This is a genomic window from Rothia endophytica, assembly GCF_039543885.1.
GTDB lineage: Bacteria > Actinomycetota > Actinomycetes > Actinomycetales > Micrococcaceae > Rothia > Rothia endophytica.
Genome location: NZ_BAABKP010000001.1, coordinates 361,339 through 383,891, shown reverse-complemented (window position 1 = coordinate 383,891; position 22,553 = coordinate 361,339). Strand labels below are relative to the sequence as shown.

Sequence of the window (22,553 nt, the reverse complement as noted above, 5' to 3'; positions counted from 1 at the left end):
TTTAAGTATTATTTGAACGGTAAAGCTGGCTTGAGCATTTTTCCCAGATTCCAGGTGAAGTAGGTGAGGTAAAGGCAAGCATGTATTCACCGTCGACCTGCACAACCTCTGCCTTCTTTATTTCGACCTTGTGCTTCTGTGCTAAGAAGGCAACAGCGTTGGAGGAGCGCGCTAGGCTCTCCAAGATGCAAAAGACGCCAGGGGTTAGGAGTTCTTCCAGCGGCAGGGAACGGGTGGTGTCAGCCCCGATGCGGTCCCCTAGCCAGGTCTGTCCTGAGGTTGCCAGCAGCTCTCTCACGTTGAGCCACTCACCCCAGGAGCCTTTACTCGCCAGTAAACAAAACTTTTGTCCCACCGGTACCGCACAGGCGAAGTAGTGGATATCGCATCTCTGGTGCCTGAAATCTGGGGACTGCCAGCGTGCCAGGGGGCGTAGAAGATCGGTGCGAAGTTTCAAGCCGCGTTTGCCCAGGTATTCCGCCATGGTTTTATCACCGGCAGCAATCATTTCGCGGGCGTCCATCTGTTCTAGTCCGTCAGAGTGCTCGGTGACGCTCATTGAGTCAGACCCTGCCAGCAGAATTCCGGTTTCCTCAAACGCTTCACGGATAGCCCCGGCAACAGCAGCATGCGCGGTTTCGGCGTCCTCTGTTTGCAGAACGGCTTGCCACTGTGCTGGTGATGGACCAACCCAAGGCACCGGCTCGGCGTCTGCAGGGGTAATGAGACCACCGGGGAAAGTCACAACGCCCAGAGGCGATGCACCGGTGCGGTAAGTGAGCAGTACCTCAAGCCCGTTTGCGCCATCACGCACAAAGACAACTGAGGCTGCCTGCCGCAGGCTTCGCCCCGCTACCGCGCCGTTTTCTACAAAAGAGCGTGCTGCCGATTGCAGGGCGCGTGGCACCCTGAAGTAGCGCGCGGCGGCAGGTACGCTGGCGCTAGGGGTAGGAGCATCTGAGCGAGGCAAGGTTTTGAGGGCCCCGGTGTACATTCCCTGGTTAGACATACTCAACGATAATTTCAATTTCGACCGGGGAGTCAAGCGGAAGCACAGGCACCCCTACCGCCGAGCGCGCGTGTTGGCCCGCTTCAGCAAAGATTTCACCCAGCAGCAAAGAAGCACCATTAATGACGGCGGGCTGAGCTGTGAAGTTTGGTTCAGACGCAACGAAACCGACGACCTTGACGACCTTGGTCACCCGATCAAGATCACCGATAACAGATTTAACCGCTGCCAAAGCGTTAAGCAGACTAAGAGCTGCAAGCTCCTGAGCCTTCTCGGGACTCACGTAAGCGGCGTCCCCGCTGGCAGAGACTTTGCCACGGGCAGGTAGCTCACCCTTAACGAAGGGCAATTGGCCAGATGTGTAAACGTAGTTGCCGCTGGTGACGGCGGGGACGTAGGCAGCCACGGGAGCTGCTAGCTCGGGTAGGTTATAGCCGAGTTCTCTAATGCGGTCTTCAACCGTTGACATCGCATCACCTTTCACTGGGTAGCCTGCACTCAACAACGCCTAAGAACTAAAAAGGTTGCTGGGCGAGCTTCCGTATGTATAGAGCATTAAACCGGGCCTGCAGGCGCTGCACAGTGCAGGCCGCAAACCCGGCTTTCAACAGAATCGCTAGTTTGACTTCTTACGCTTGAAGTAGGCGATTGGATTACCCTGAGTCGGTGCCACCATATTACCGGCAGGAGTTGCCCCAGAAGGTGCAGCGCCGGGAAGTACAGTGACAAGTTCCCAACCATCTTCACCCCAGGTATCGAGGATCTGCTTGGTTGCGTGAATCATCAGGGGCACAGTTGCGTATTCCCATTTTTCCATAGTTCTAGCCTAGACCACCCCGCCCTAAAAGACGAACGATGAGAGCAACTAGCTACGTGCCGGAAGGCTCACTACAGCTGGGTAAACGGTGAAAGGATCACCGGCGAAGGGTCTGGGTTAGCTACACACACCGTATATAAACCTCTGCGATGTGGTCTTTCTAACCGGCTGACAGCACACTTCTACGGTGTCAACAGGGGCAAGCCAATGTACTTTTTCCTATCAGCCGATAAACTGATGCAATGGCTTCATCTAAGAATCTTCGCAAGAGACACCGCACACCCGGCGATTTTCTGCAATTCATTGCACTCAGCATCATCGCCGGCTTTGTGACGGCTCTTATTCTTGTGCCTCCGACTACCGCCCTGAGCGCTACCGCAAGTGCATCGCTGAACTGGTTCAAGGGCTTGCCCGATACCCTCAGCGAGGGGCCCCTATCTGAGCCTTCGGTCATTTATGCCAAGGACGGTAAAACAGAGCTCGCCTCCTACTACTCGCAGAACCGCACCGAGATTACTCTCGATGATATGTCTCAGCACATGAAAGATGCCATTCTCTCATCTGAGGACCGCAAGTTCTACGAGCACGGTGCGGTGTCCCCTTTGGGTATTGCCCGCGCGGTAGTTAATAACATTATTAACCCCGGTGCGCGCCAGGGCGCTTCAACCCTCACCCAGCAGTACGTCAATAACCTGTTGATCGACGCGGCTGAGCAGAGCGGTACAGAAGCCGATACTTTGGGTGCCAACAAGGATTACCTCGACAAGATCAAAGAGATTAAACTTGCAATCTCGATGGAGCAAAACCTCTCCAAAGATGACATTCTGGAGGGCTACCTTAACATCATCAACCTCGGCGGCTCCAACTACGGTGTAGAGGCTGCTGCCTACTACTACTGGGGTATCTCTGCTAAAGAACTTGATATTTCTCAGTCAGCTATTCTGGCGGGCATGGTTGTTTCACCTAACATTTATCGCCCAGACGTAAACCCTGAGCTTTCTAGGGAACGACGCGATATCGTATTAGGTACCATGTTTCGTGACGGCAAAATTACTGAGGAAGAATACTCCAGCGCTCTCAACGAAGACATTGAACTGGATATTCATAACACCCCCATGGGATGCTCTACTGCTGGCGATTCAGCGCACTTCTGTTACTACGCGGTCACTGACTTCTTGAATGATGAAACCTTCGGTGCAACCGAGGATGACCGAGCCAACTCTCTTTACCGGGGCGGCTACAAGATTATTACCACTCTTGATCCCGACGCGCAGGCAGAGGCCAAGAAGCAGGTTGAAGCGACTCAGCCGTCCAGCAACAACGTTGATGATGTCAACTCTTCTCTGGTATCGGTGGAGCCTTCCAACGGCAACATCGTGGCTATGGCCCAGAACTCCGCGTACGGTGAGCAAGACGAGACCAACCAGAGCTCCTACTACAACTTTAACGCCGGCACCTCCCACGGTGGTACAGCCGGTTATCAGCCGGGTTCTACCTTCAAACCCGTTCTGCTTGCCCAGTGGATTAAGGATGGTAAGGGTGTCAACGCCTACATTGATGGCACCTCTTTGAGCTACCCTCAATCCTTCCGTTGGCCTGCGTCCTGTGTTGAAGGCGGTTTCACCCAGACCCCTGACACCGACGGCTATAAGTTCCAAAACGCTGAGGGTGGAGCCCAGACCTGGGGCACCGTAGCCTACGGCATAAAGAACTCCATCAACTCCTACACCATGAAGATGGCGTCCGTGACCGATGCCTGTGCCCTCAACGACCTGCGTTCAGCCATGCATATCACTGACGGTGCGGGCAATGATGAGCCTTACGGCCTCAATCAACCCTCGGCCTACATCGGTGGTTGGCGTAACGGTACCACTCCCCTGATTATGGCTTCTGCCTACGCTGTCTTTGCAAGCGGCGGTATGTACTGTGAGCCCAAATCTCTGAACAAGGTGGAAAGCAGTAAGACCGGCGAGGAAATCAAAACCTATGAGGCTAGCTGTGAACGTGTTCTCGAAGAGAACGTCGCTAACGGCGTTAACTACGTGCTGAAACAGGTACTGGTTGATGGCTCCGGTTACCAGCGCGGCATTGGTCTTACCGATGCTTCAGCAGCTAAAACCGGTACCACCGATAACTCCACCCAGACCTGGACTGTGGGTTATACCCGCGGCCTGTCAACTGCATCTTGGGTAGGCTCCATGAACTGGGGTTCACGTTCACTCAATGGCCTCTCCATCAACGGTAAGTCGTTGGACTACGTGGACGGCGCTACCTACGCGGGTCTGCAGTGGCAGCGTTACATGCAAGCTGAGTCTAAAAACTACAATACGGACAGGTTTGAGAATCCCTCAGGTTCTGTTCTCGGCACCAGCCAGTAAGGGTTACATCATGACTTCCTTAAATTCTTTCGATGTAGCAGCTTCAATCCGCTTCGCTTCTAAGACCGTTTCGGCGATTCTAGCTGCAGGTGCGGTTGCGGGAGCCGCTACGGCAGCTTATGCGCGTTTTTACGAGCTCAACAATTTTGGGGTTCGTCAAGAAGTTCTGCCCGTTCTTCCCGCTGGTAGCCCCGATTTTAGGGTGTTGCACATTTCAGATATGCATATGATCCCGGGGCAGAAGCAGAAGACAGCTTTCATGCATTCCCTAGCGGATTTGCAGCCTGATTTAGTGATCAATACCGGTGATAATCTCTCCCACATGAGCGGTCTTCCCGCTCTCTTAGAGGCTCTGGGCCCGCTCTTTGACTTCCCCGGTGTCTACGTACCCGGCTCTAACTGCTACTTTGCCCCCGTCCCAAAGAACCCCGCCCGCTATCTCTGGAAGAAGAATACCGGGGATGAGGCTGGCAGTGAACCGCGCAACCTACTCCCTACTCAAGACATGCACGATGCCTTCGATGCCCGAGGCTGGGTAGGTCTCATTAACCGCCATGACACCCTGACCATCAATGGTTTGAGGCTAGAATTTTCTGGTGTGGATGACCCGCACCTGGATTACGATCAGCACCCTGGCTTTGCCCCCACAGCTTTTGAGGCTGGGAAAGACCCCAGCGTCCGGCTAGGCGTCTGCCACGCTCCCTACATGCGCACCCTGGAGCGCTTTGTGGATGATGGCGCACAGGCAATTTTTGCGGGTCACACTCACGGCGGTCAGGTCTGCCTTCCCGGCGGGCATGCGCTGGTCTCTAACTGCGATTTGCCCCCGGAACGTGCCAAGGGCGTCTCTCTACAGGGCGGTGTTCCAGTGCAGGTTTCAGCCGGCTTGGGCACCAGCAGGTACGCGCAGGTACGCCTCTTCTGCCCGCCTGAAGCCGTGCTGGTCACTCTGACCTCGGCTCAACAGTAACCCAGTGAGCAGGGTTGTGCGGGTTGCAATCGTGGGCGGCGGCCCGCGTGGTCTATGGGCAGTTGAAGAGCTTGCTCGCGTTGCAAGTGCGCAGAACCTCAGTTGTGAGGTGACGATCTTTGACCCTCAACAGTTGGGCAGGGGCGCCGCCTACAGCCTGGACCAGCCCGCCTACTACCTGCTTAATGTAGAGGCTGGCCGGGTTGCTACCGGTTGGGGTCTGCTGAATGAATTTCGGCGTCAGGTGCTGGGTGAAACAGACCCGCTTACCACCTTCCCGCCGCGCCGCACCGTGGGGCTTTTTTTCCACTTCTCCTGGCAGCATCTTCTGGCAAATCTGCCGACCGGGTTCACCGTGCGCCATGTGCAACAGCGCGTTACCGATATCAGCCAACTGGCTGATTATGATGCGGTGCTGTCGGTCACCGGACATAACCCCCTGCCTAGCGGTGACGGGGTGCTGAGATCATACGGCGACTTGAGTGCGGTAGCTGCCGGCTCCAGTGTGGCCCTGCGCGGGGCAGCACTTTCTTGTATTGATACGGTGCTGGCTCTGACGCTGGGCAGGGGCGGCAACTTCTCCGGAGCAACCTACGAGCCCAGCGGTTTTGAACCTGCCACCATGATGCCCTTCTCACGCAGTGGTCGCTTCATTCAGGTGAAGCCCCCGCAGCCCACCGAAAGCGAGTTGGATCTCTTAGAGAAGTTTAAAGCTCCCCTGGCCCAGGTCACCACGGGCGCCGAGCTGCGTGCCTTGGTTATTGAGGCTGCTTCTGCCCTGCACGGTGTGCCACTGACGTGGGAAGATTCACTATCCACTTTGCCCACTGAAGAGCTGATGAGGGTGAGCCTGCTGAGCGAGCGTCTGCCGCAACAGAGTTTTGGCATGGTCTGGAAAAATCTCTACCCCCAGATTATTACCCGGGTTTCACTCGGCGGGCTGGCACTGGATCGCACCTTACGCGACACCATTAGCCGCCTGAAACCGCTCACCTTCGGCACACCCGCCGCACAAATGCACCGCATGGTAGGCCTCGTGGAGGCCGGCATCTTGGACCTCAGCATGATGGATCGCGCACAAGATATTAAAGCGGATTACCTCATCGATACCGTGCAATCCCCGGCGGGTCTAGCAGAAGGTAGCTTCAATGAGACCCTGGCACGGGCATCCGATGCCGATATTTCCCAGGGCTACCTGCGCACCGATGAACGTGGTTTTGTGGGGACTAGCTCGCGCTGGGCAGTTGCGGGCAGAGTCACCGAGCCCTACGTTCTCGGCAACGACACGGTCTCGCGGCACAACCACAGCATTATCCCCGCTTGGGCTGAAGCGGTGGGCAGGCTGGCTGGCTCTCAGCGGGCGGCTTCGTAAGCAAGCCCCTAGCTACACCTGGCACCGTTCGTCAGCTGTGAACCGGTACCTTGACCAGGGGCTAAGAAATATAACATGGATTACATGTCTTTTAGTCTTCTGCGCGTCAAACCCTTACCAACGCCCCCTCCAGTGCCCTACGGCAAGCGTAGCGAAGACGATATCTCCCTGTGGGCCTATACGCGCCCGGTGAGAGGACGCTGGGTTGCTGGTCTTTTGGTAGCCTTGACAGCTGCTGTTCTGGCTATTTCAATTCCCCAGGTTCTAGGGTGGATTATTGACTCACTTCTCACCAACCAGCCAGTAGCGTCATCTGTCTGGCTGGGCGGCACCCTAGTATTTGCGCTAGGTCTTGCACAGGCGGGTCTTATTCTCTTGCGCAGGCAGCTGGTGGTGGAACCGGCGTCTACGGTGGAGAACACCATGCGCGTAGATCTCTTTGACCGCCTCTTGCGCTCGCCCTTGAGCTTTCATGACCGCTGGCCCTCCGGTCAGCTACTCACTCGTGCCATGTCAGATTTAGGCACCATTCGCCGGTGGACTGCCTTCGGTCTGATTCAGCTGATTACTACCCTGGTTCAGGTCGCCGTGGGCACAGCTTATATGGCTCGAGGCTCCTGGCAGTTGGCCCTCATTTTTCTGATGAGCCTGCCCCTCACTGTCTTCTTCATTTGGCGCTTTGTGCGTTCCTTTCGCACCCTGACCCGCGCCTCCCAAGAGAAAACCGGCGATTTAGCTACCACCGTAGAGCAATCGGTGCAGGGTATTAGGGTGCTCAAAGCTCTGGGGAGGGGTGAGCACGCACTTGCCGGGTTTGAGAAGGGGTCAAGCGAACTCAAGAACCTAGAAATCAAGCGCGGCCGCACCATGGGCATGGTGCAGATGCAGGTAGGCATCATCAGCGGTCTGACGCTGGCAATTGCGCTTCTGGTCGGTCTCAATCTCGTCGCGGAAGGGACCATGAGTGTGGGTGCTCTCAGCAGCTATTTTGCGACCGCGACTATCTTGATGGCGCAGGTGGAGCGGAGCAGTATGCTGCTCTCCATGTACCTGGGTGCTAAAGTCTCTATGGATCGTCACCGCCAGGTCATGGTGGGTGGAGCTGGTGAGCAGGTGGAGCTAACCCTTGACGCTGATGAGTCTGAGGTTGAAATGCTATCTACCCAGCTCGGTGGAACGTCCATCGAGTTCGATCAAGTTCACTTCAGCTACGGTGAGTCAGAACGTCCCGTTCTCACAGGTTTCAGCCTGAAGGTACACCCCGGCGAGATTGTTGCCTTGGTCGGTTCAACTGGCTCAGGCAAGTCAACGGTTCTTCAGCTGGCAGCTGGCCTTTACGCCCCTACCTCCGGCTCCCTGCGAATAGATGAGCTGGACGCACGTCGGGTGCCGTTGCCCCAGCTACGGTCACGAGTTGCTTTCGCTTTTGAAGAGCCCGTACTCTTTTCAGCAAGCGTGCGGCAGAACGTCCTCCTTGGCGCCAGTTCAGACCTCACCGAAAATGAGCAGAATAAGCTACTAGAACGCGCTCTGGATATTTCTGCTGCTGACTTCGTGGCGCAGCTACCCCAGGGTGTTGAAACGGTCATCGGAGAAGAGGGCATGAGTCTATCGGGCGGCCAGCGCCAGCGTCTTTCGCTGGCGCGCGCTATCGCAGCTGACCCCGGCGTCCTGCTCTTAGATGATCCTCTCTCTGCCCTGGACGTCAGCACCGAGGAACAGGTTATCACCAACTTCAAAAACCAGCTAGGCGGCACCACCGTCTTGCTGACCGCCCACCGGCCTTCAACTGTAGCTCTAGCTGACCGCGTGGTTCTATTGCAGGAAGGTAAGGTTGCGGCTTTGGGAACCCACAGCCAGCTCTTGAGCAGGGCCGATTACCGCAATCTGATGGCACCTAGCACCACCAGGCAAGGAGCAGAGCAGTGAAACCCTCCATTGAGATCCAAGAAGACAAGGTCAATCTCAGCAAAGAAGAAGCACGACAGGTGCGCCGCCGGTCGGTGGCTCTTCTGGCGGATATTCTAGCGCCGGTACGCCTACACCTGCTGTTTGCCGTGGTGCTGGTAGTTCTGTCCATGGTGCTCAAAACCGCCATGCCCTGGATTATTTCTGAGGCTCTCAACACCACCATTAACCCGCTGATGGCAGGGGACGCCGGGCCCGCCACTCGCATGGTGCTCCTTTACGCCGGTGCGGGTGTGCTGTCTGCAATCTGCATCTACACCAATATTCTGCTGACCTACAAGATCTCTCAGAGCGCCCTCTACGATCTGCGCCAACGAATGTTCGACCATTCCCAGAAACTATCCGTAGGTTTCCACGAGACCTATACTTCCGGGCGGGTCACCTCACGACTGACGAGCGATCTTGACACCATCCGCCAGTTCCTTGATTCCGGGCTATCTGAGCTGGCATCTACGTTGCTGGGCATTATCTTCACCGTGGTTGCGCTCTTCCTGATGGACTGGCGAGCCGGGGTTGCCCTGGCGATCGCTTTCGTGCCGGTCTGGTTGCTTACCCTCTGGTTCCGCCGTGCGTCCTCTCTTACCTACCGCGCTCAGCGGGTAGCCTCCGCCCGCATTATCAGCCGTTTTGCTGAAACCTTCACGGGCATTAGGGCGGTCAAGGCTTTCCGCGCTGAACCACAGGTACGCCGGGACTACGCGGCAGCCGCTGAGGACTACCGCGCACGGGTCATGGAATCGGTGAAGGTTCACGGCCTCTACATGCCTACGCTTCAAGCTCTGGGAAACACCTTCGTTGCAGCGGTGCTGGTGATTGGTGGCTACGCGGTCCTTGGCGGTTCTATGCAGGTGGGTACTCTGCTGGCGCTGGTTATTTATGCTAACCGGGTTTTCGAGCCGATTTTTATGCTCTCCGAGTTTTATAACATGTTCCAATCGGCGGTGTCTGCTCTTGAGAAGGTCTCCGGTTTCTTGGCGGAAAAGCCCCAGGTTCGTGAGCCTGAACATCCGGCGCAGCGTCTCACCCCTGCCCAGGGCGACCTGGTCTTTGACGGGGTGGAGTTCGAGTACTTGGACGGCACACCCGCCCTGCACCGCCTGAGTGCCCAGGTGCCTGCCGGTCAACATTTGGCACTGGTGGGCGCCACGGGTGCAGGTAAGTCAACTATCGCTAAGCTGGTTGCCCGTTTTTACGATGTAACCACCGGTTCTATCAGCCTGGACGGGGTGGACGTGCGGCAGCTGTCTGATGCGCAGCTACGCCGGGAGGTAGTGATGGTAACCCAGGAGGCCTACCTCTTTGAGGGTACCGTTGCCGACAACATCCGTTTGGGTGATCCCACCGCCACTGATGAGCAGGTGCACGAGGCCGCCCGCACGGTGGGGGCCTACGATTTCATTATGTCTCTACCCCAGGGTTTTGCGACCGATCTGGCCAAGCGCGGTGGGAGGGTCTCTGCTGGTCAGCGACAACTGATTTCTTTTGCCCGCGCTTTCTTGGCAGACCCTGCTGTGCTCATTTTGGACGAGGCAACCGCATCACTGGATATCCCAACGGAACAGCTGGTGCAACGGGGCCTTGAGACCCTGCTAGCGGGGCGCACCTCTCTAGTGATTGCCCACCGGCTTTCAACGGTGCTCAACGCTGACCGTATCTGGGTGGTGGACGCCGGGCACGTGGTGGAGGACGGCTCGCCCAGCGACCTGGTGGCACACGGTGGACGCTTTGCCCGCATGGTGGGCGCCTGGGAGGAAAGCAACGCTGTGAGCTAGATTTTGGTCAACGGTAGTTCAATGGGTATCCACCGAGTCATCGCCCAATGAAACTAACCCTGGCTAAAACTGCGCGTCACAGACCGACCTGCCGCCTTGGTTGACCCTATGAGCTGAGTTACAGTAGGAAGTGGGCAACGCTGGTCAATTACGCCCCGCGTTGCTATCACACACACTCTTCACCCCTGCCCTTGGAGTCCCCGTGAGCGTTATAACCTCAGCCGAAGCCTTAGCCCACTCCCACACACCAGAGCTACAAGCTCTGGCGGAAACATTGCGGGGCAAGCAGCAAACAGATTTCTTCTCAGACAGCACCACCGACCGCCTCGCCATGGCACATGATGCCTCCCACTACCTCCTGGTCCCGGGCGCAGTTGTACGGCCCGAGTCAGCGGCTGACATTGGCAGAATCTTTACTGGTGCAGCCCGCCACGGTGTTCCCCTCACCTTCCGCTCCGGGGGCACTTCACTCTCCGGCCAGGCAAGCACCGACGGCCTATTAATAGATACCCGCAGAAACTTCCGCGGAATCGAGGTACTGGATGGCGGTAAGCGGGTGCGCGTCCAGCCCGGGGCCACCGTCCAAGCGGTCAACACCCGCCTGTCACCCTACGGGCGCAAGTTGGGGCCAGACCCGGCGTCCATCACCGCCTGCACCATTGGTGGTGTGGTCGCCAATAACTCGTCGGGGATGTCCTCAGGGACCGAGTTCAACACCTACAACACCCTGGACTCCCTGGTTGTCGTGCTGCCCTCAGGAACCGTCATTGACACCGCCGATGCGGACGCAGACGCCCAGCTAGCAGCCAAAGAACCAGACCTGCATGAGGGTCTACTGCGCCTGCGCCGCCGCATCATGGATAACCCGGCATCCGTGGCGAAAATCGAGCAACAGTTCTCCATGAAGAACACCATGGGGTACGGTCTTAATTCCTTTGTGGACTATGAGGTTCCGGTCAAGATTCTGGAACACCTGCTCGTAGGCTCCGAAGGAACCCTGGGGTTCATTGCTTCAGCCACCTACCGCACCCTGCCCATCCTGCCAGCGGTCTCCACCGGTCTGCTGACCTTTGATAATCTCATCGACGCCACCAGCACCATTCCAGCTCTAGTGGCAGCAGGCATGGCAACGGCAGAGCTCCTTGATGCAACCTCCATTCGCGTAGCCCAGCGCAGTGGCCAGGTGCCGGCCTCACTGGCCGCCATTGACGTCAAAGACCACGCCACTTTGCTGGTCGAATTCCAGGGCATCAGTAGCGAAGAACTGGTAGACAAGGAGGCGGCAACTGCCCCCATGCTGTCTTCACTGGGCACCGTTCTACCCTTCAGCATGACCACGGACGCTGCCGAACGAGACCTGCTCTGGGCGGCCCGCCGAGGCCTCTACACCACGGTGGCCGGAAACCGCCCTAGCGGCACTAACGCCCTTTTAGAAGACGTGGTGGTGCCGGTCGAACGCTTGGGTTCAACCTGCCAGGATCTCTCGGCTCTCTTTGACCAGCATGGCTATCAGGATTCAGTGATTTTCGGCCATGCCAAGGACGGCAACATCCACTTCATGCTCAATGAGCAGTTCCGCAACGCTGCTCTGCTGAAACGCTATGAAGCCTTCACTGAGGATATGGTGGATCTCATCATTGGTGCTGGCGGCTCCCTAAAGGCTGAGCACGGCACCGGCCGCATCATGGCGCCCTTTGTCCGCCGCCAGTTTGGCGATGAACTCTACGAGATCATGTGCGAACTCAAAGCCCTGGTTGACCCGCGCGGCATGCTCAACCCCGGCGTCCTGCTCTCTGATGACCCCACCTCTTACGTGCAGAATCTCAAGGTAGCTGAGACGGTTGAAGAAGAAGTGGACCGCTGCGTGGAGTGCGGCTACTGTGAACCAGTCTGCCCCTCCAAAGACCTGACTCTTACACCCCGCCAGCGGATCGTCCTCCGCCGGGAAATTCAGGCAGCCGAAGCCGAAGGCAACGGCCAGTTGGCGCAGCAACTGCGTGCGGACTACGACTACGCCGGGGTGCAGACCTGCGCGGTAGACGGCATGTGTCTGACCCGCTGCCCTATGAACATTGATACCGGTGAGCTGGTGCGCAGGCTCCGCAGTGAAAACCAGAATAAGCTAGCGGCTACTGGCTGGAAACTTGCGGCTAAAAACTGGGGCGCAGTGGACGCAGGGGCCGGCAAAGCGCTGAACCTGGCTAAAGCTCTCCCCTTCCCGGCGGTCCAAAGCGTCACGAAGGTGGCGCGCACTCTCGTGGGCGAAGATATGGTGCCTCTCTATAAGAAGCACCTCTCCGGCGGTGGAGCCCGCCGCCACCCCCATGCAGATGAGGCAGCTGAGATCGTTTTCTTCCCCGCCTGCGTCAATGCCATGTTTGGCGGCATCGATGAGAACGGCGCTGACACCACCGTCAACGCCACCGCTGCCTTCACTGCCCTCTGCGAGCGCGCGGGTGTACACTACACGGTGCCCGAGGGTATCGGTGAGCTCTGCTGCGGCACTCCCTGGAAGTCCAAGGGCTACACCGGTGGATACGCCATTATGCGCGATAAAGTTCTCACTGCACTCTGGAAAGCCACGGATGGCGGGCGCCTACCGGTGATCTGTGATGCTTCATCCTGCACCGAGGGGCTGCTGACCATGCAGCAGAAAGTTGCCGCCGCGGTAGAGAGCCAGCAGGGGCGCAGCCGAGTGGCAGGTGAGCCGGATTTCTCCCGTATTGTCTTCATTGACTCGGTAGAATTCGCGGCCGACCGTCTACTTCCCCAGTTATCCGTTACAACCCCCATCGCTTCTCTTGCCCTGCACCCCACCTGCTCCATTACCCATCTGGGCTTGCAGAGCCGTATGGTGCAGATTGCTGAGGCGATCTCACCGGATGCCGTGGTACCGGCTGCCTGGGGTTGCTGTGGTTACGCCGGGGACAGGGGTATGTTGCACCCCGAGCTGACGGCTAGTGCTACCGCTGCTGAGGCTGCTGAGGTTAATCAGCGCACCTTTGCTGCCTATGCCTCAACCAACCGCACCTGTGAGCAGGGCATGACGGAGGCAACCGGGCACAGCTACCAAAACATCCTGCAGCTATTAGAGCGGGCAACCCGGTAAAGGGATGGCGCGCTGATCAGTGCAGAGAAAGCGCGCTATCGGCCTTGCCTGGTTTTGCGTCCTAGCAGGCGGAGCGTTATTATTGAACAGTTGCTCTAGGCTCAAAAGCTGAAGCAACAATCGGGATGTGGCGCAGCTTGGTAGCGCGCGTCGTTCGGGACGACGAGGTCGCAGGTTCAAATCCTGTCATCCCGACAAATAGCCCCGGAACTCAGCAGAGTTCCGGGGCTTTGTCGTATCTAGACATCAATAGCGGGAGGTAATAGCGCACGCGTAGACGACTGGCTCGGGGCTGGCGTGAATTCCGACGAGCGCCCGCGCGAGGAGGAAGAGGGTCGGCCGTCTACGCGTGCGCTATATTACCTCCTTACGCCTAAGGCTTCTTGGTCAGTTTGGAGGGCCACCAGACCTTGGCGCCGATGTCCTCAACCAATGCTGGGATGAGCAGGGCGCGGACCACGGTGGCATCCAGCAGAACGCCGAAGGCAACGATGAAGGCCAGCTGCACAAGGAACATGAGGGGGATGACGGCAAGGGCGGCGAAGGTCGCTGCTAGTACGATACCGGCGCTGGTGATGACACCACCGGTCACCACCAGCCCCTTGCGCATGCCTTGAGTGGTGCCAACCTGTAGGGCTTCTTCGCGGACCCGGGTCATGAGGAAGATGGTGTAGTCGATGCCCAGGGCTACGAGGAAGACGAAGCCGTAGAGGGGTACGGTGGGGTCTGCGCCAGGGAAGCCGAGGATGTGGTTGAAGACCAGGGCTGAGACGCCAATGGCGGTGAGGTAGGACAGCACTGTTGCGGCAACTAGTAGCAGGGGTGCGGCGATGGAGCGCAGCAGCAGCATGAGGATGAGGGTGATGACGATGAGCACCGAGGGGATGATGACGGTGAGGTCGCGTACGGCGCTGGTGTTAGTGTCCAGGTTGGTAGCGCTTTCACCGCCGACGATAGCTCCGGTGTCGTTCAGTTCGGTTCGGATGGTTTTGATGGTTTCTTCGGCCTCGCGGGAGTCTGCGGGGTCGCTGAGGGTTGCTTGAATCAGCACTTTGCCATCGACCACGGTGGGTGCGGCGTTGGCAAACATAGGCGGCAGGTTGGCAGCCTCTGCACCCAGGGGTATGGTGCCTGAGGGTGATTCCTCTGAAAGTACTGCTAGGGAGTCCACGCCCTCGGTTGCTTCAAGGGCGCTAACGGCGGTGTCCATGGAATTTTCGGGCAGAATGATGGACGCTGGTGAGCCGGAGCCTGCGGGGAAGTGCTGGGCGAGTACCGCCTGGCCGTCGCGGGCTTGGGATTCACCGAGCACTAGGTCTGACTGGCGCACACCGTTGGCCTGGAAGGTCGTGGCGAAGGCCGCGAAGATGGCGAGCACAAAGGCGGTAGCTAGCCAGACCTTACGGGGTTTAGCAGAAACAAAATCTGCAATTTTGACCCAGAGACCCGCGCTAGCGTCCTGAGTTCCCTCACGTAATTTGGGGCGGGCAGGCCAGAAGGCTGCTCTGCCAGCTAGGGCGAGGGTGGCGGGGAGGAAGGTAAGGGCGGCCAGCATGGAAAGGACGATGCCGGTGCCAGCCACCGGGCCCAGCGCCTTGTTGGAAGATAGCTCGGAGAGGAGCAAGCAGAGCAGACCGGCAATGACGGTGCCGCCGGAGGCCAGAATAGGCTCGAAGCTTCCCTTGAGAGCTGCTTTGGTGGCGTCGAATCGGGAGGCGTACTGGGTGAGAGCCTCACGGTAGCGGGCAACGTAGAGCAGGGAGTAGTCGGTGGCAGCACCGACCACCAGAATGAGCAGGATGCCTTGAACCTGCCCGTTGATTTTGACCCAGCCCATGTTAGCCATGTGCCAGATGACGAAGATAGCGCCGGAGAGCGCGACTATAGAGGTGATGAGCACCAGGATGGGAAGAACCGGTGAACGGTAGACAATGAGCAGAATGATAAAGACAACAATCAGGGCCACGGCGAGCAGGATACCGTCGATTCCGCCGAAGGCTTCGACGAGGTCAGCGGTGAAACCAGCCGGCCCGGTAATGTAGCCGGTGAGACCAGCCGGCGGGTCAGCGATGTAGCTACGTACCGCTTCGACCGGTTCAAGCACATCTTCGTTGCCTTCTAGTGGGATGATAATTTCTGCAGCTTGCCCGTCTTCTGAGTAGATGACCGGGGAAGTTTCGCCGCTGATAAAACCCTCATCACGCATGGATTGGGTTAGCCCGTCTAGGTAGGAGCGGTGTTCATCGGTGAGTTCGCCGTCGGCAGCGAAGACAGCAATAGCCGGGATGGAATCTGACCCGAAGAAGTCCCGCTGTTGCTCAGTCACCTGGGTTGATTCAGCGCTTTGGGGCAGAAAGTCGGTTGCTGAGTTGGTTGAGACTTCTGAGATTTTGCCAAAGTAAGGCCCGCCAATACCTGCAACAGCCACCCAGACCAGCACCAGAAGGGCAGGAAACAGGGCTCGTACCCATGTGCGATTTTTTGGGGGCGCCATATGTTTGGGCATGGCTATCTCAGCTTTCTTCTAGGGGTGAGATGAGCCTATCAGAAAGAGGGGTCAACCTAACGCGAAAGCACCTTGTTGAGTAGGTAACCCCACAAACATTAACTCCTGCCGGTGACCAGCGCTAATAGACTTTCCAGGGGGCCACGTCGAGCGATCGTTCTGCCTAGCAGACGGTCCCAACTCCAGGCAAAAAGTAGCGATAGGGCAATGAGAAGCACGAGCATCCACCAGGAGTCGTCGTTGTAAGGCAAGCCGTAGGCCGGGGCGTAGCGAATATAGAGAGCCAGCACGCCTATCTGCAAGACGTAGAGCGAGAGCGTCATCCTGCCGGCAGCTACCAATGGGTCAAGTACCTGGGCACGCGAGGCGAAGATACGTGCTAGTAGGCAACTCCACCCTAGGACAGCGATACTCAAGAAGAGCGCGAACGCGATTTCAAGCCTACTGGCGGTATAGGGCAAGAACTCGCTGAGTTCGGTGGTTGCATACCAGTAGATTAGGCCGGCGACGCCGGTAGCGGCTATCGCAGTTACCGTATCTCCAACTGCTCCCCACTCCCCCAGTGCACGAGCCAGGATGCCACCAACACAGGCATAGACCAAAAGGGTGAAAACCTGATAGTGGGTGCCGGCGAAGAACCACTGGTAGGCGTACTGGAGGTAGCTACCGGAAAGTACCTGCTCATTGTAGGCGGGTGTGAAAAAGGTCAGCGCGGTAGTGGCAAACCACCATGAGAGTAAAGATATGACACCCAGCAGCCAGGCAGGTAAGAAGACCAGCGGGGCGATGAGGACGCTCAAAACGCCCAGGTAGGGCAGGACGATATCCACTTGCGCGTCCCACGTATTGATATATAGCCCAATAGCTATCAACACGATTCCGCGGACCACCGATGAGGCAAAGAGTACCGGGAAGCTCATGCGTTCTGTGGAGAGGTAGGCTGATACGCCCATCAGCAGCGCGAAGAGGGGGGCGGTTACAAACTCACTGAGGTTTAGGATGCCAGCTGGTCCCGCACTAGGGGCAACATGGGCTACGTACATGGCAGTGAGTGCCAGGCAGCGTGCAAGGTCCACGCCAATAATACGCCCCGCGCCCGGTGTTGCTGTCTTCATGGAATCTCCACTTCTACGTCCGTTCACGATTATGCCACGACCTTCCGGGAGTGGAGTGTGACAAATTACCTGCACCAGATCACCCTCCCCGAGTTTAGTTCAAGCATGCAGTACGGGTAAGACTCGATCATCGGTAACCGTCATAATCCTCGCTGAGGAATCAGCTAGAGCGCCAAGGATGTCTCCTCAAATATAAAAAGATGGGGTGTGAACTTTCAGTTCACACCCCATCTTTTTATTTGCCAGCGCTCTATTTGAGGATGATGACATCCAGAGTACGGGGGCCGTGCACGCCCTCCACACGAATCAGCTCGATATCACTGGTGGCTGAGGGGCCAGAAATCCACGTGATGGGCTTTTCGATATCCAGTCGAGCAACAGTTTCAGGAATCAGCTCCACAATGGTTTCCACCGGCACCACGCAGATGTGGTGATCAGGGACCAGGGTGATAGCGCGGCGTCCCTCAGCAGGGTTGCTGTTGAGCGCAATGGTACCAGTTTCAGCGCAGGACACGGTCGATGAGGTCACCACGGCGTCCACAGCGTCTAATTCGCGCACGGAAAGCGCACCTGGCTTATCAGCGTTACCAGAATCTGTGACCGCTGAACGTGAAGCGGTGTCCTCAGGCAACCAAGCGGCATCCAGACCAGCAGGCACCACGTAGCGCGATGCCTTAGCCAGTAGCTCATCAATGCGACCGGCGATAGTCTCAGCGGTTTCATGATAAACGTTGGCCTTGTAGTCAATCAGACGGTCGACCAGAATCTCAATGATTTCTTCCTGACCCTTGTCGCTGACTCGGCGGTAGGTACGCACCGGTTCAGCGGGCTGGGGTGAATCCCAAAGGGAGGCACGGATGCGGCCCAGAATCTCGCTCTTAGCATCGGTCATTACTGTGCCTCCTTGGTGATGGGGTTAGCGGCCTCAGCTTTGGCGTGAGCCTCAGCTACCTTAGTTTTGTTAGCCTCCATGAGGGCAGCAATGTCCACCCGGGAGCCGCCCACCCGCTTGGGCGCAGCACCGCGCTCTTTCTTCCACTGGTTACGGAAGGAGGTGGACGGGGGCTCAGGAATGTCTCGGTAGTCAGTCCATCCGCCGACCAGACCGGGCAGCTTGCTAATCTTGTGCTTCTTACCGGTCACCAGCTTTGAGACAGGCAGACCCTTGGTTGCCAGGCCCATGAGCTTACCGGAGCTAAAGAGCTTCTTAGCGCCAAACATGATGGCGTCCATCTGGTAGTGGGGGTCCTTCTTACCGCCGGCAAATTCGCCCTGTGCCTTCTCGGCGTCCACTGCCTTACCGCGCAGGTGAACCAGCACGTCAGGGATGTTAATCTTTACGGGGCATGCGTCATAGCAAGCACCGCAGAGGGAGGACGCGAAGGGCAGGGTGGCGTTGTGCTCGTTCTCGATACCGCCCAGCTGGGGTGAGAGAATGGCGCCGATGGGCCCGGGGTAGGTTGAGCCGTAGGCGTGACCACCGGCGCGCTCGTACACTGGGCAGACGTTCATGCAGGCGGAGCAGCGGATACAGTTTAGAGCCTGACGGCCTACCTGGTCGGCTAGGACAGCGGTGCGACCATTGTCCATGAGGATGACGTGCAAGTTCTGGGGGCCATCGCCCGGGGTGACACCGGTCCACATGGAGGTGTAGGGGTTCATGCGCTCACCGGTGGACGAGCGAGGCAGCAGCTGAGTGAAGACCTCAAGGTCCTGTACGGTGGGCAGTAGCTTCTCAATACCCATGAAGGTAATGAGGGTGTCGGGCAGGGTCAGGCACATGCGACCGTTGCCTTCTGACTCAACGATGGTCATGGTGCCGGTATCGGCGATACCAAAGTTTACGCCCGAGATAGCCACCTTGTTGGTCAGAAACTTCTCGCGCAGACGGAAGCGAGATGCCTCGGCGAGTTCAGCAGGATCATCCGACAGGTTGGGATTAACGCCCTCAATCTTGCGGCGGAAGATATCGCGAATCTCGGTGCGGTTGCGGTGGATAGCGGGTACCAGGATGTGGGAGGGACGGTCGTTATCGCCCAGCTGCACAATTTCTTCTGCAAGGTCAGTTTCGATAGCGTGAATACCGAATTCTTCCAGGTACTCGTTCAGCCCGGTTTCGGCTGTAGCCATGGACTTGATCTTATTGACCTCTGTGACACCCTCAGCCTGGATGAGCTTAAGAGCAATCTCATTTGCCTCGTGAGCGTCGCGTGCCCAGTGCACGTGACCGCCCTTGGCAGTGAAGTTACGCTCGAATTCTTCGAGGTAGGTATCCAGGTTAGCCATAACCTGCTGCTTGATCATGGAACCGGCGGTGCGTAGATCCTGCCAGTCGGGCAGTTCGCTGGTAACAGCGTCACGCTTGGTACGGATCTTATGAGTCGCAAAGCCCAGGTTGGCGCGTAGTTGCTCGTTCTTGAGCTCACGTTCTGCGTATTCGGGGAAAGGCTCGTGTTCAAAGATATTGCCCACTCCGTGGCGGACCTGGGGCATACCGAGTGCGGTTGCAGTCATGTTTACTTACCTCCTGCGGTAACAGAGACGGGGCCGGAAACCTTAAGCGGGTTTTCTTTAGTGGATGCCAGAATTTCAGCGAAGTGAACGGTCTGAACCGGTGATTCCTTACGGGACAGGGCGCCGCCGATGTTCATCAGGCAGGAGGCGTCACCGCCGGTGCACACGCTGGCACCGGTTTCTTCAATGTGCTGTACCTTATCAGCGACCATAGCGCCTGAGGTGTCGGCGTTCTTAAAGGAGAAGGTGCCACCAAAGCCGCAACACTGATCTTGGTCTTCAATCTGGGTGTATTCCAGGCCGCCTACGGTGCGCACCAAATCTTCCTGGCGAGTGCCAAGACGTAGCAGACGCATGCCATGGCAGGACGCGTGGAAGGTAACCTTCTCAGGGAAGTAGGAGCCCAGCTGTTCAGCAGCATCAGTAATGCCGCAGATATCAATCAAGAACTGGGATAGCTCAAAGGTGCGGGCCGCCAGGTCAGCAGCTGCGGTGGCGGTGGCGGTGTCACCGGCTCGCTCAGCAATCATGGGCTGCTGGTGTCCCAAGGAAGCAACGCAGGAGCCCGAGGGGGCTACGGCTACGTCAAAGTCCCACTCGCTGAAGGCCTTCACGTGGGTTTTAACCACCGGGTAAGCATCGTCAAAATATCCCGAATTGACGTGCATCTGGGAGCAGCAGGTCTGCCCCTGAGGGAACACAACTTCATGCCCCAAACGCTCTAGGACGCTAACGGTAGCTGCCGCTACCTTCGGGTACATAGCGTCTACGATGCACGTTGAAAATAGTGCCACACGCATGTCTATCTCTCAATCTTCCGTACGGTGCTCCCTGCCGCCATCCGTAGCGCTACCGCCGTCTTTGAGCGGGTGCCGGAAGCGAGAGAGGGCCCTTAGTCTGGATTCTCTTCTTCACTCTTCATTTAACACGATATTGGGTCACTTTTACCTTTTTAATAAGGGCACATTTTTTTACTCAAATCATCTGATGGTCTGACCACATCAAGACCAGTTCGACTCCTTGAGCTTGTCAGGGGAGCATCGACAGGTTGAGCCATCCCTCATTGCCCTTGCGCTAGCATTTCGGAAACATCTAAAACACCTACAGATAAGCCCAAAAAAGTGGTTTGAACAACTTGGCAGAGTGTTATAAGTCATGTAGTCTAAACCTCATCACTATGGTCTGACCACACAATCAGGTCTCTTAATTTTTATATTTGATAACTCATAGAAGAGTCATCATCTCTGCACACATTCAAGGAGGTTTACGGTGGAGAATACTTTTACCGCTGTAACCGACGCCGTAGGTGGCAGCCTTGCGCTCAGCGCACTGGTTTCAGCCCTGCCCCTACTGGCGTTCTTCATTATGCTGCTGGGTTTTAAAGCCCGCGCACACGTCTCGGGTCTTGTTTCCCTCATTGTCGCTATCCTCGTAGCCGTCTTCGGCTTCGGCATGCCTTTCGATCTTGCCGGTATGAGCGCTTTCCGCGGCGGTATCTACGGTCTCTTCCCCATCGTCTGGGTTATCCTCATGGCGATCTGGTTCTATCAGATCACCGTGCTCTCAGGCCGCTTTGAAGACCTCCGACGCACCTTCGACCTCATCGGCGGCGGCGACCTACGCATCCAGGCAATCCTCATCGCTTTCTGCTTCGGCGGTCTACTTGAGGCACTTGCAGGCTTCGGCGCCCCCGTTGCTATTACAGCAACCATGATCCTGGCACTCGGTGTTAAGCCCCTCAAGGCAGCGACCACCGTCCTTATCGCCAATACCGCCCCCGTTGCCTTCGGCGCAGTTGCTATCCCCATCACCACCGCCGGTGAAGTTGCCTACGGCGCCAACGAACAGGGTGCCCAGGCTGCCGTCAACGTGGCAGCCGTTGTTGGTCACCAGGCGCCCTTCATCGCCTTCTTCGTCCCCTTCATCCTGCTCTGGATCCTAGATGGTGTAAAGGGCATCAAGGACGCGTGGATGCACGCCGCAGTTATCGGTCTGGCCTTCTCAGTGGCGCAGTGGTGGGCAGCTACTTACTTCGCCTACCAGCTCACCGACGTGATTGCCTGCATTGTCTCCATTGCAGCAGCCGTAGTCTTTATGCGCTTCGTCAAGCCTCGCGGAGTTGCGGGTGTCCGCGAGCGCTACGGCATCACTGAGTCAGCTGAATCAGTGCACCTGCCCGCCCGCCGCATCTGGATGGCACTCATGCCCTACCTCATTGTTGTTATCATCTTCGGTCTAGCTAATCTCTACACCCCGCTGGTTAACTGGCTCAAAGCGCAGTCCATCAAGTTCGATATTCCCCTGCTGGCAGAACGACTGGTCACCGCTTCTGGCGATCCCGTCAATTCCGCCTACACCTGGGCCTGGCTGGCTAACCCCGGCACCTACCTGCTCTTCTCGGGTCTGATTGTTGCCGTGATCTACTCCATCTTCAACGAGAAGGGTGCCTACAAGCTTGGCCTTGGGGACGTCCTCAAGGAAATCGGCGCTGTCGCCTACAAGATGCGCTGGACCGCTGTCACCATCGCCCTGGTTCTGGCCCTGGCCTTCGTCATGAACTACTCAGGTCAGACCGTTGCCATCGGTGAATTCGTTGCCTCCCTCGGTGTGGCTTATGCCTTCCTCTCACCCGTTCTGGGTTGGGTTGGTACCGCAGTTACCGGTTCTGACACCAGCGCCAACGCGCTCTTCTCCAAGCTGCAGGTCACTGCCGCTGAGAACTTGCAGGCGAACGGTGTTCCCGGCGCTCACCCCGAACTTATGCTGGCTGCTAACACCACCGGTGGTGTTGTGGGCAAGATGATCTCACCCCAGTCCCTGGCTATCGCAGCTACCTCGGTGAACATGGAAGGCAAGGAATCAGAGATTTTCAAGGCTGTCCTGCCCTGGTCCTTCATCCTCCTGTTTGCTATCTGCGTGCTGGTCTTCTTGCAGTCCAACATTCTGGGATTCATGGTTGACCCCTACTTCGCCAGCAACCAGTAACACTCTGTAGCCTCACGGCTAAGATATATGAGACGGTG

At 57.3% G+C, this 22,553-nt stretch carries 15 protein-coding genes and 1 tRNA gene; 8 read left to right on the top strand and 8 right to left on the bottom strand.

Translation table 11 applies throughout. The annotated features are described in order from the left end of the window. Position 1 precedes the first annotated feature (1 nt). The 3 genes from ABD982_RS01725 to ABD982_RS01715 form a co-directional block, all read right to left on the bottom strand. Positions 2–1,009, bottom strand: coding sequence for an NUDIX hydrolase (locus ABD982_RS01725; RefSeq protein ID WP_345443950.1), 1,008 nt, complete (start codon positions 1,007–1,009; stop codon positions 2–4). Further along, the gene (locus tag ABD982_RS01720) at positions 1,002–1,478 is read right to left on the bottom strand and encodes a RidA family protein (RefSeq protein WP_251379361.1); all 477 of its coding nucleotides are present in this window, start codon (positions 1,476–1,478) and stop codon (positions 1,002–1,004) included. Before ABD982_RS01720 ends, ABD982_RS01725 begins: the two co-directional genes overlap by 8 nt. A 147-nt stretch (positions 1,479–1,625) precedes the next feature. Continuing rightward, the gene (locus ABD982_RS01715) at positions 1,626–1,826 is read right to left on the bottom strand and encodes a DUF4177 domain-containing protein (protein ID WP_237202408.1); all 201 of its coding nucleotides are present in this window, start codon (positions 1,824–1,826) and stop codon (positions 1,626–1,628) included. Positions 1,827–2,068: 242 nt separating this feature from the next. Here ABD982_RS01715 and ABD982_RS01710 point away from each other — a divergent pair, with 242 nt between their 5' ends. The 7 genes from ABD982_RS01710 to ABD982_RS01680 all read left to right on the top strand — a co-directional run bounded on the left by ABD982_RS01710 (position 2,069) and on the right by ABD982_RS01680 (position 13,590). Further along, entirely contained in the window at positions 2,069–4,204 is a 2,136-nt protein-coding gene (locus tag ABD982_RS01710; protein ID WP_345443943.1) for a transglycosylase domain-containing protein, read from the top strand. Between the two features lie 10 nt (positions 4,205–4,214). After that, positions 4,215–5,174 (top strand): metallophosphoesterase, encoded by a 960-nt coding sequence (locus ABD982_RS01705; RefSeq protein WP_345443940.1) that lies wholly within the window; start codon positions 4,215–4,217, stop codon positions 5,172–5,174. Positions 5,175–5,190: 16 nt separating this feature from the next. Next, positions 5,191–6,546, top strand: coding sequence for an FAD/NAD(P)-binding protein (locus ABD982_RS01700; RefSeq protein ID WP_345443937.1), 1,356 nt, complete (start codon positions 5,191–5,193; stop codon positions 6,544–6,546). Between the two features lie 75 nt (positions 6,547–6,621). Beyond that, positions 6,622–8,475, top strand: a complete 1,854-nt coding sequence (locus ABD982_RS01695; protein WP_345443935.1) for an ABC transporter ATP-binding protein — start codon at positions 6,622–6,624, stop codon at positions 8,473–8,475. Continuing rightward, the gene (locus tag ABD982_RS01690; RefSeq protein ID WP_345443932.1) at positions 8,472–10,286 is read left to right on the top strand and encodes an ABC transporter ATP-binding protein; all 1,815 of its coding nucleotides are present in this window, start codon (positions 8,472–8,474) and stop codon (positions 10,284–10,286) included. The genes ABD982_RS01695 and ABD982_RS01690 overlap by 4 nt, the downstream gene beginning before the upstream one ends. 202 nt (positions 10,287–10,488) lie before the next feature. After that, positions 10,489–13,395 (top strand): FAD-binding and (Fe-S)-binding domain-containing protein, encoded by a 2,907-nt coding sequence (locus ABD982_RS01685; protein WP_425569999.1) that lies wholly within the window; start codon positions 10,489–10,491, stop codon positions 13,393–13,395. A gap of 121 nt (positions 13,396–13,516) precedes the next feature. Next, positions 13,517–13,590 (top strand) — tRNA-Pro (locus ABD982_RS01680). A gap of 178 nt (positions 13,591–13,768) precedes the next feature. Here ABD982_RS01680 and ABD982_RS01675 read toward each other — a convergent pair. From ABD982_RS01675 to ABD982_RS01655, 5 genes are all read right to left on the bottom strand, one after another. Next, positions 13,769–15,901: an MMPL family transporter gene (locus ABD982_RS01675; protein WP_345443929.1), complete on the bottom strand. Its 2,133-nt coding sequence runs from the start codon at positions 15,899–15,901 to the stop codon at positions 13,769–13,771. Positions 15,902–15,999: 98 nt separating this feature from the next. Beyond that, the gene (locus ABD982_RS01670; protein ID WP_345443926.1) at positions 16,000–17,016 is read right to left on the bottom strand and encodes an acyltransferase family protein; all 1,017 of its coding nucleotides are present in this window, start codon (positions 17,014–17,016) and stop codon (positions 16,000–16,002) included. Positions 17,017–17,266: 250 nt separating this feature from the next. Continuing rightward, positions 17,267–17,908 carry a LutC/YkgG family protein gene (locus ABD982_RS01665; RefSeq protein WP_251379369.1) on the bottom strand — a complete coding sequence of 214 codons (642 nt, stop codon included), beginning with the start codon at positions 17,906–17,908 and terminating at the stop codon, positions 17,267–17,269. Next, positions 17,908–19,530: a lactate utilization protein B gene (locus ABD982_RS01660; RefSeq protein WP_345443923.1), complete on the bottom strand. Its 1,623-nt coding sequence runs from the start codon at positions 19,528–19,530 to the stop codon at positions 17,908–17,910. The genes ABD982_RS01665 and ABD982_RS01660 overlap by 1 nt, the downstream gene beginning before the upstream one ends. Positions 19,531–19,532: 2 nt before the next feature. Then, positions 19,533–20,330, bottom strand: a complete 798-nt coding sequence (locus ABD982_RS01655) for a (Fe-S)-binding protein (RefSeq protein ID WP_345443920.1) — start codon at positions 20,328–20,330, stop codon at positions 19,533–19,535. Positions 20,331–20,799: 469 nt separating this feature from the next. On the opposite strand from ABD982_RS01655, the gene ABD982_RS01650 reads away from it, so the two are divergent. Beyond that, entirely contained in the window at positions 20,800–22,515 is a 1,716-nt protein-coding gene (locus ABD982_RS01650) for an L-lactate permease (protein WP_345443917.1), read from the top strand. Positions 22,516–22,553: the final 38 nt, after the last annotated feature.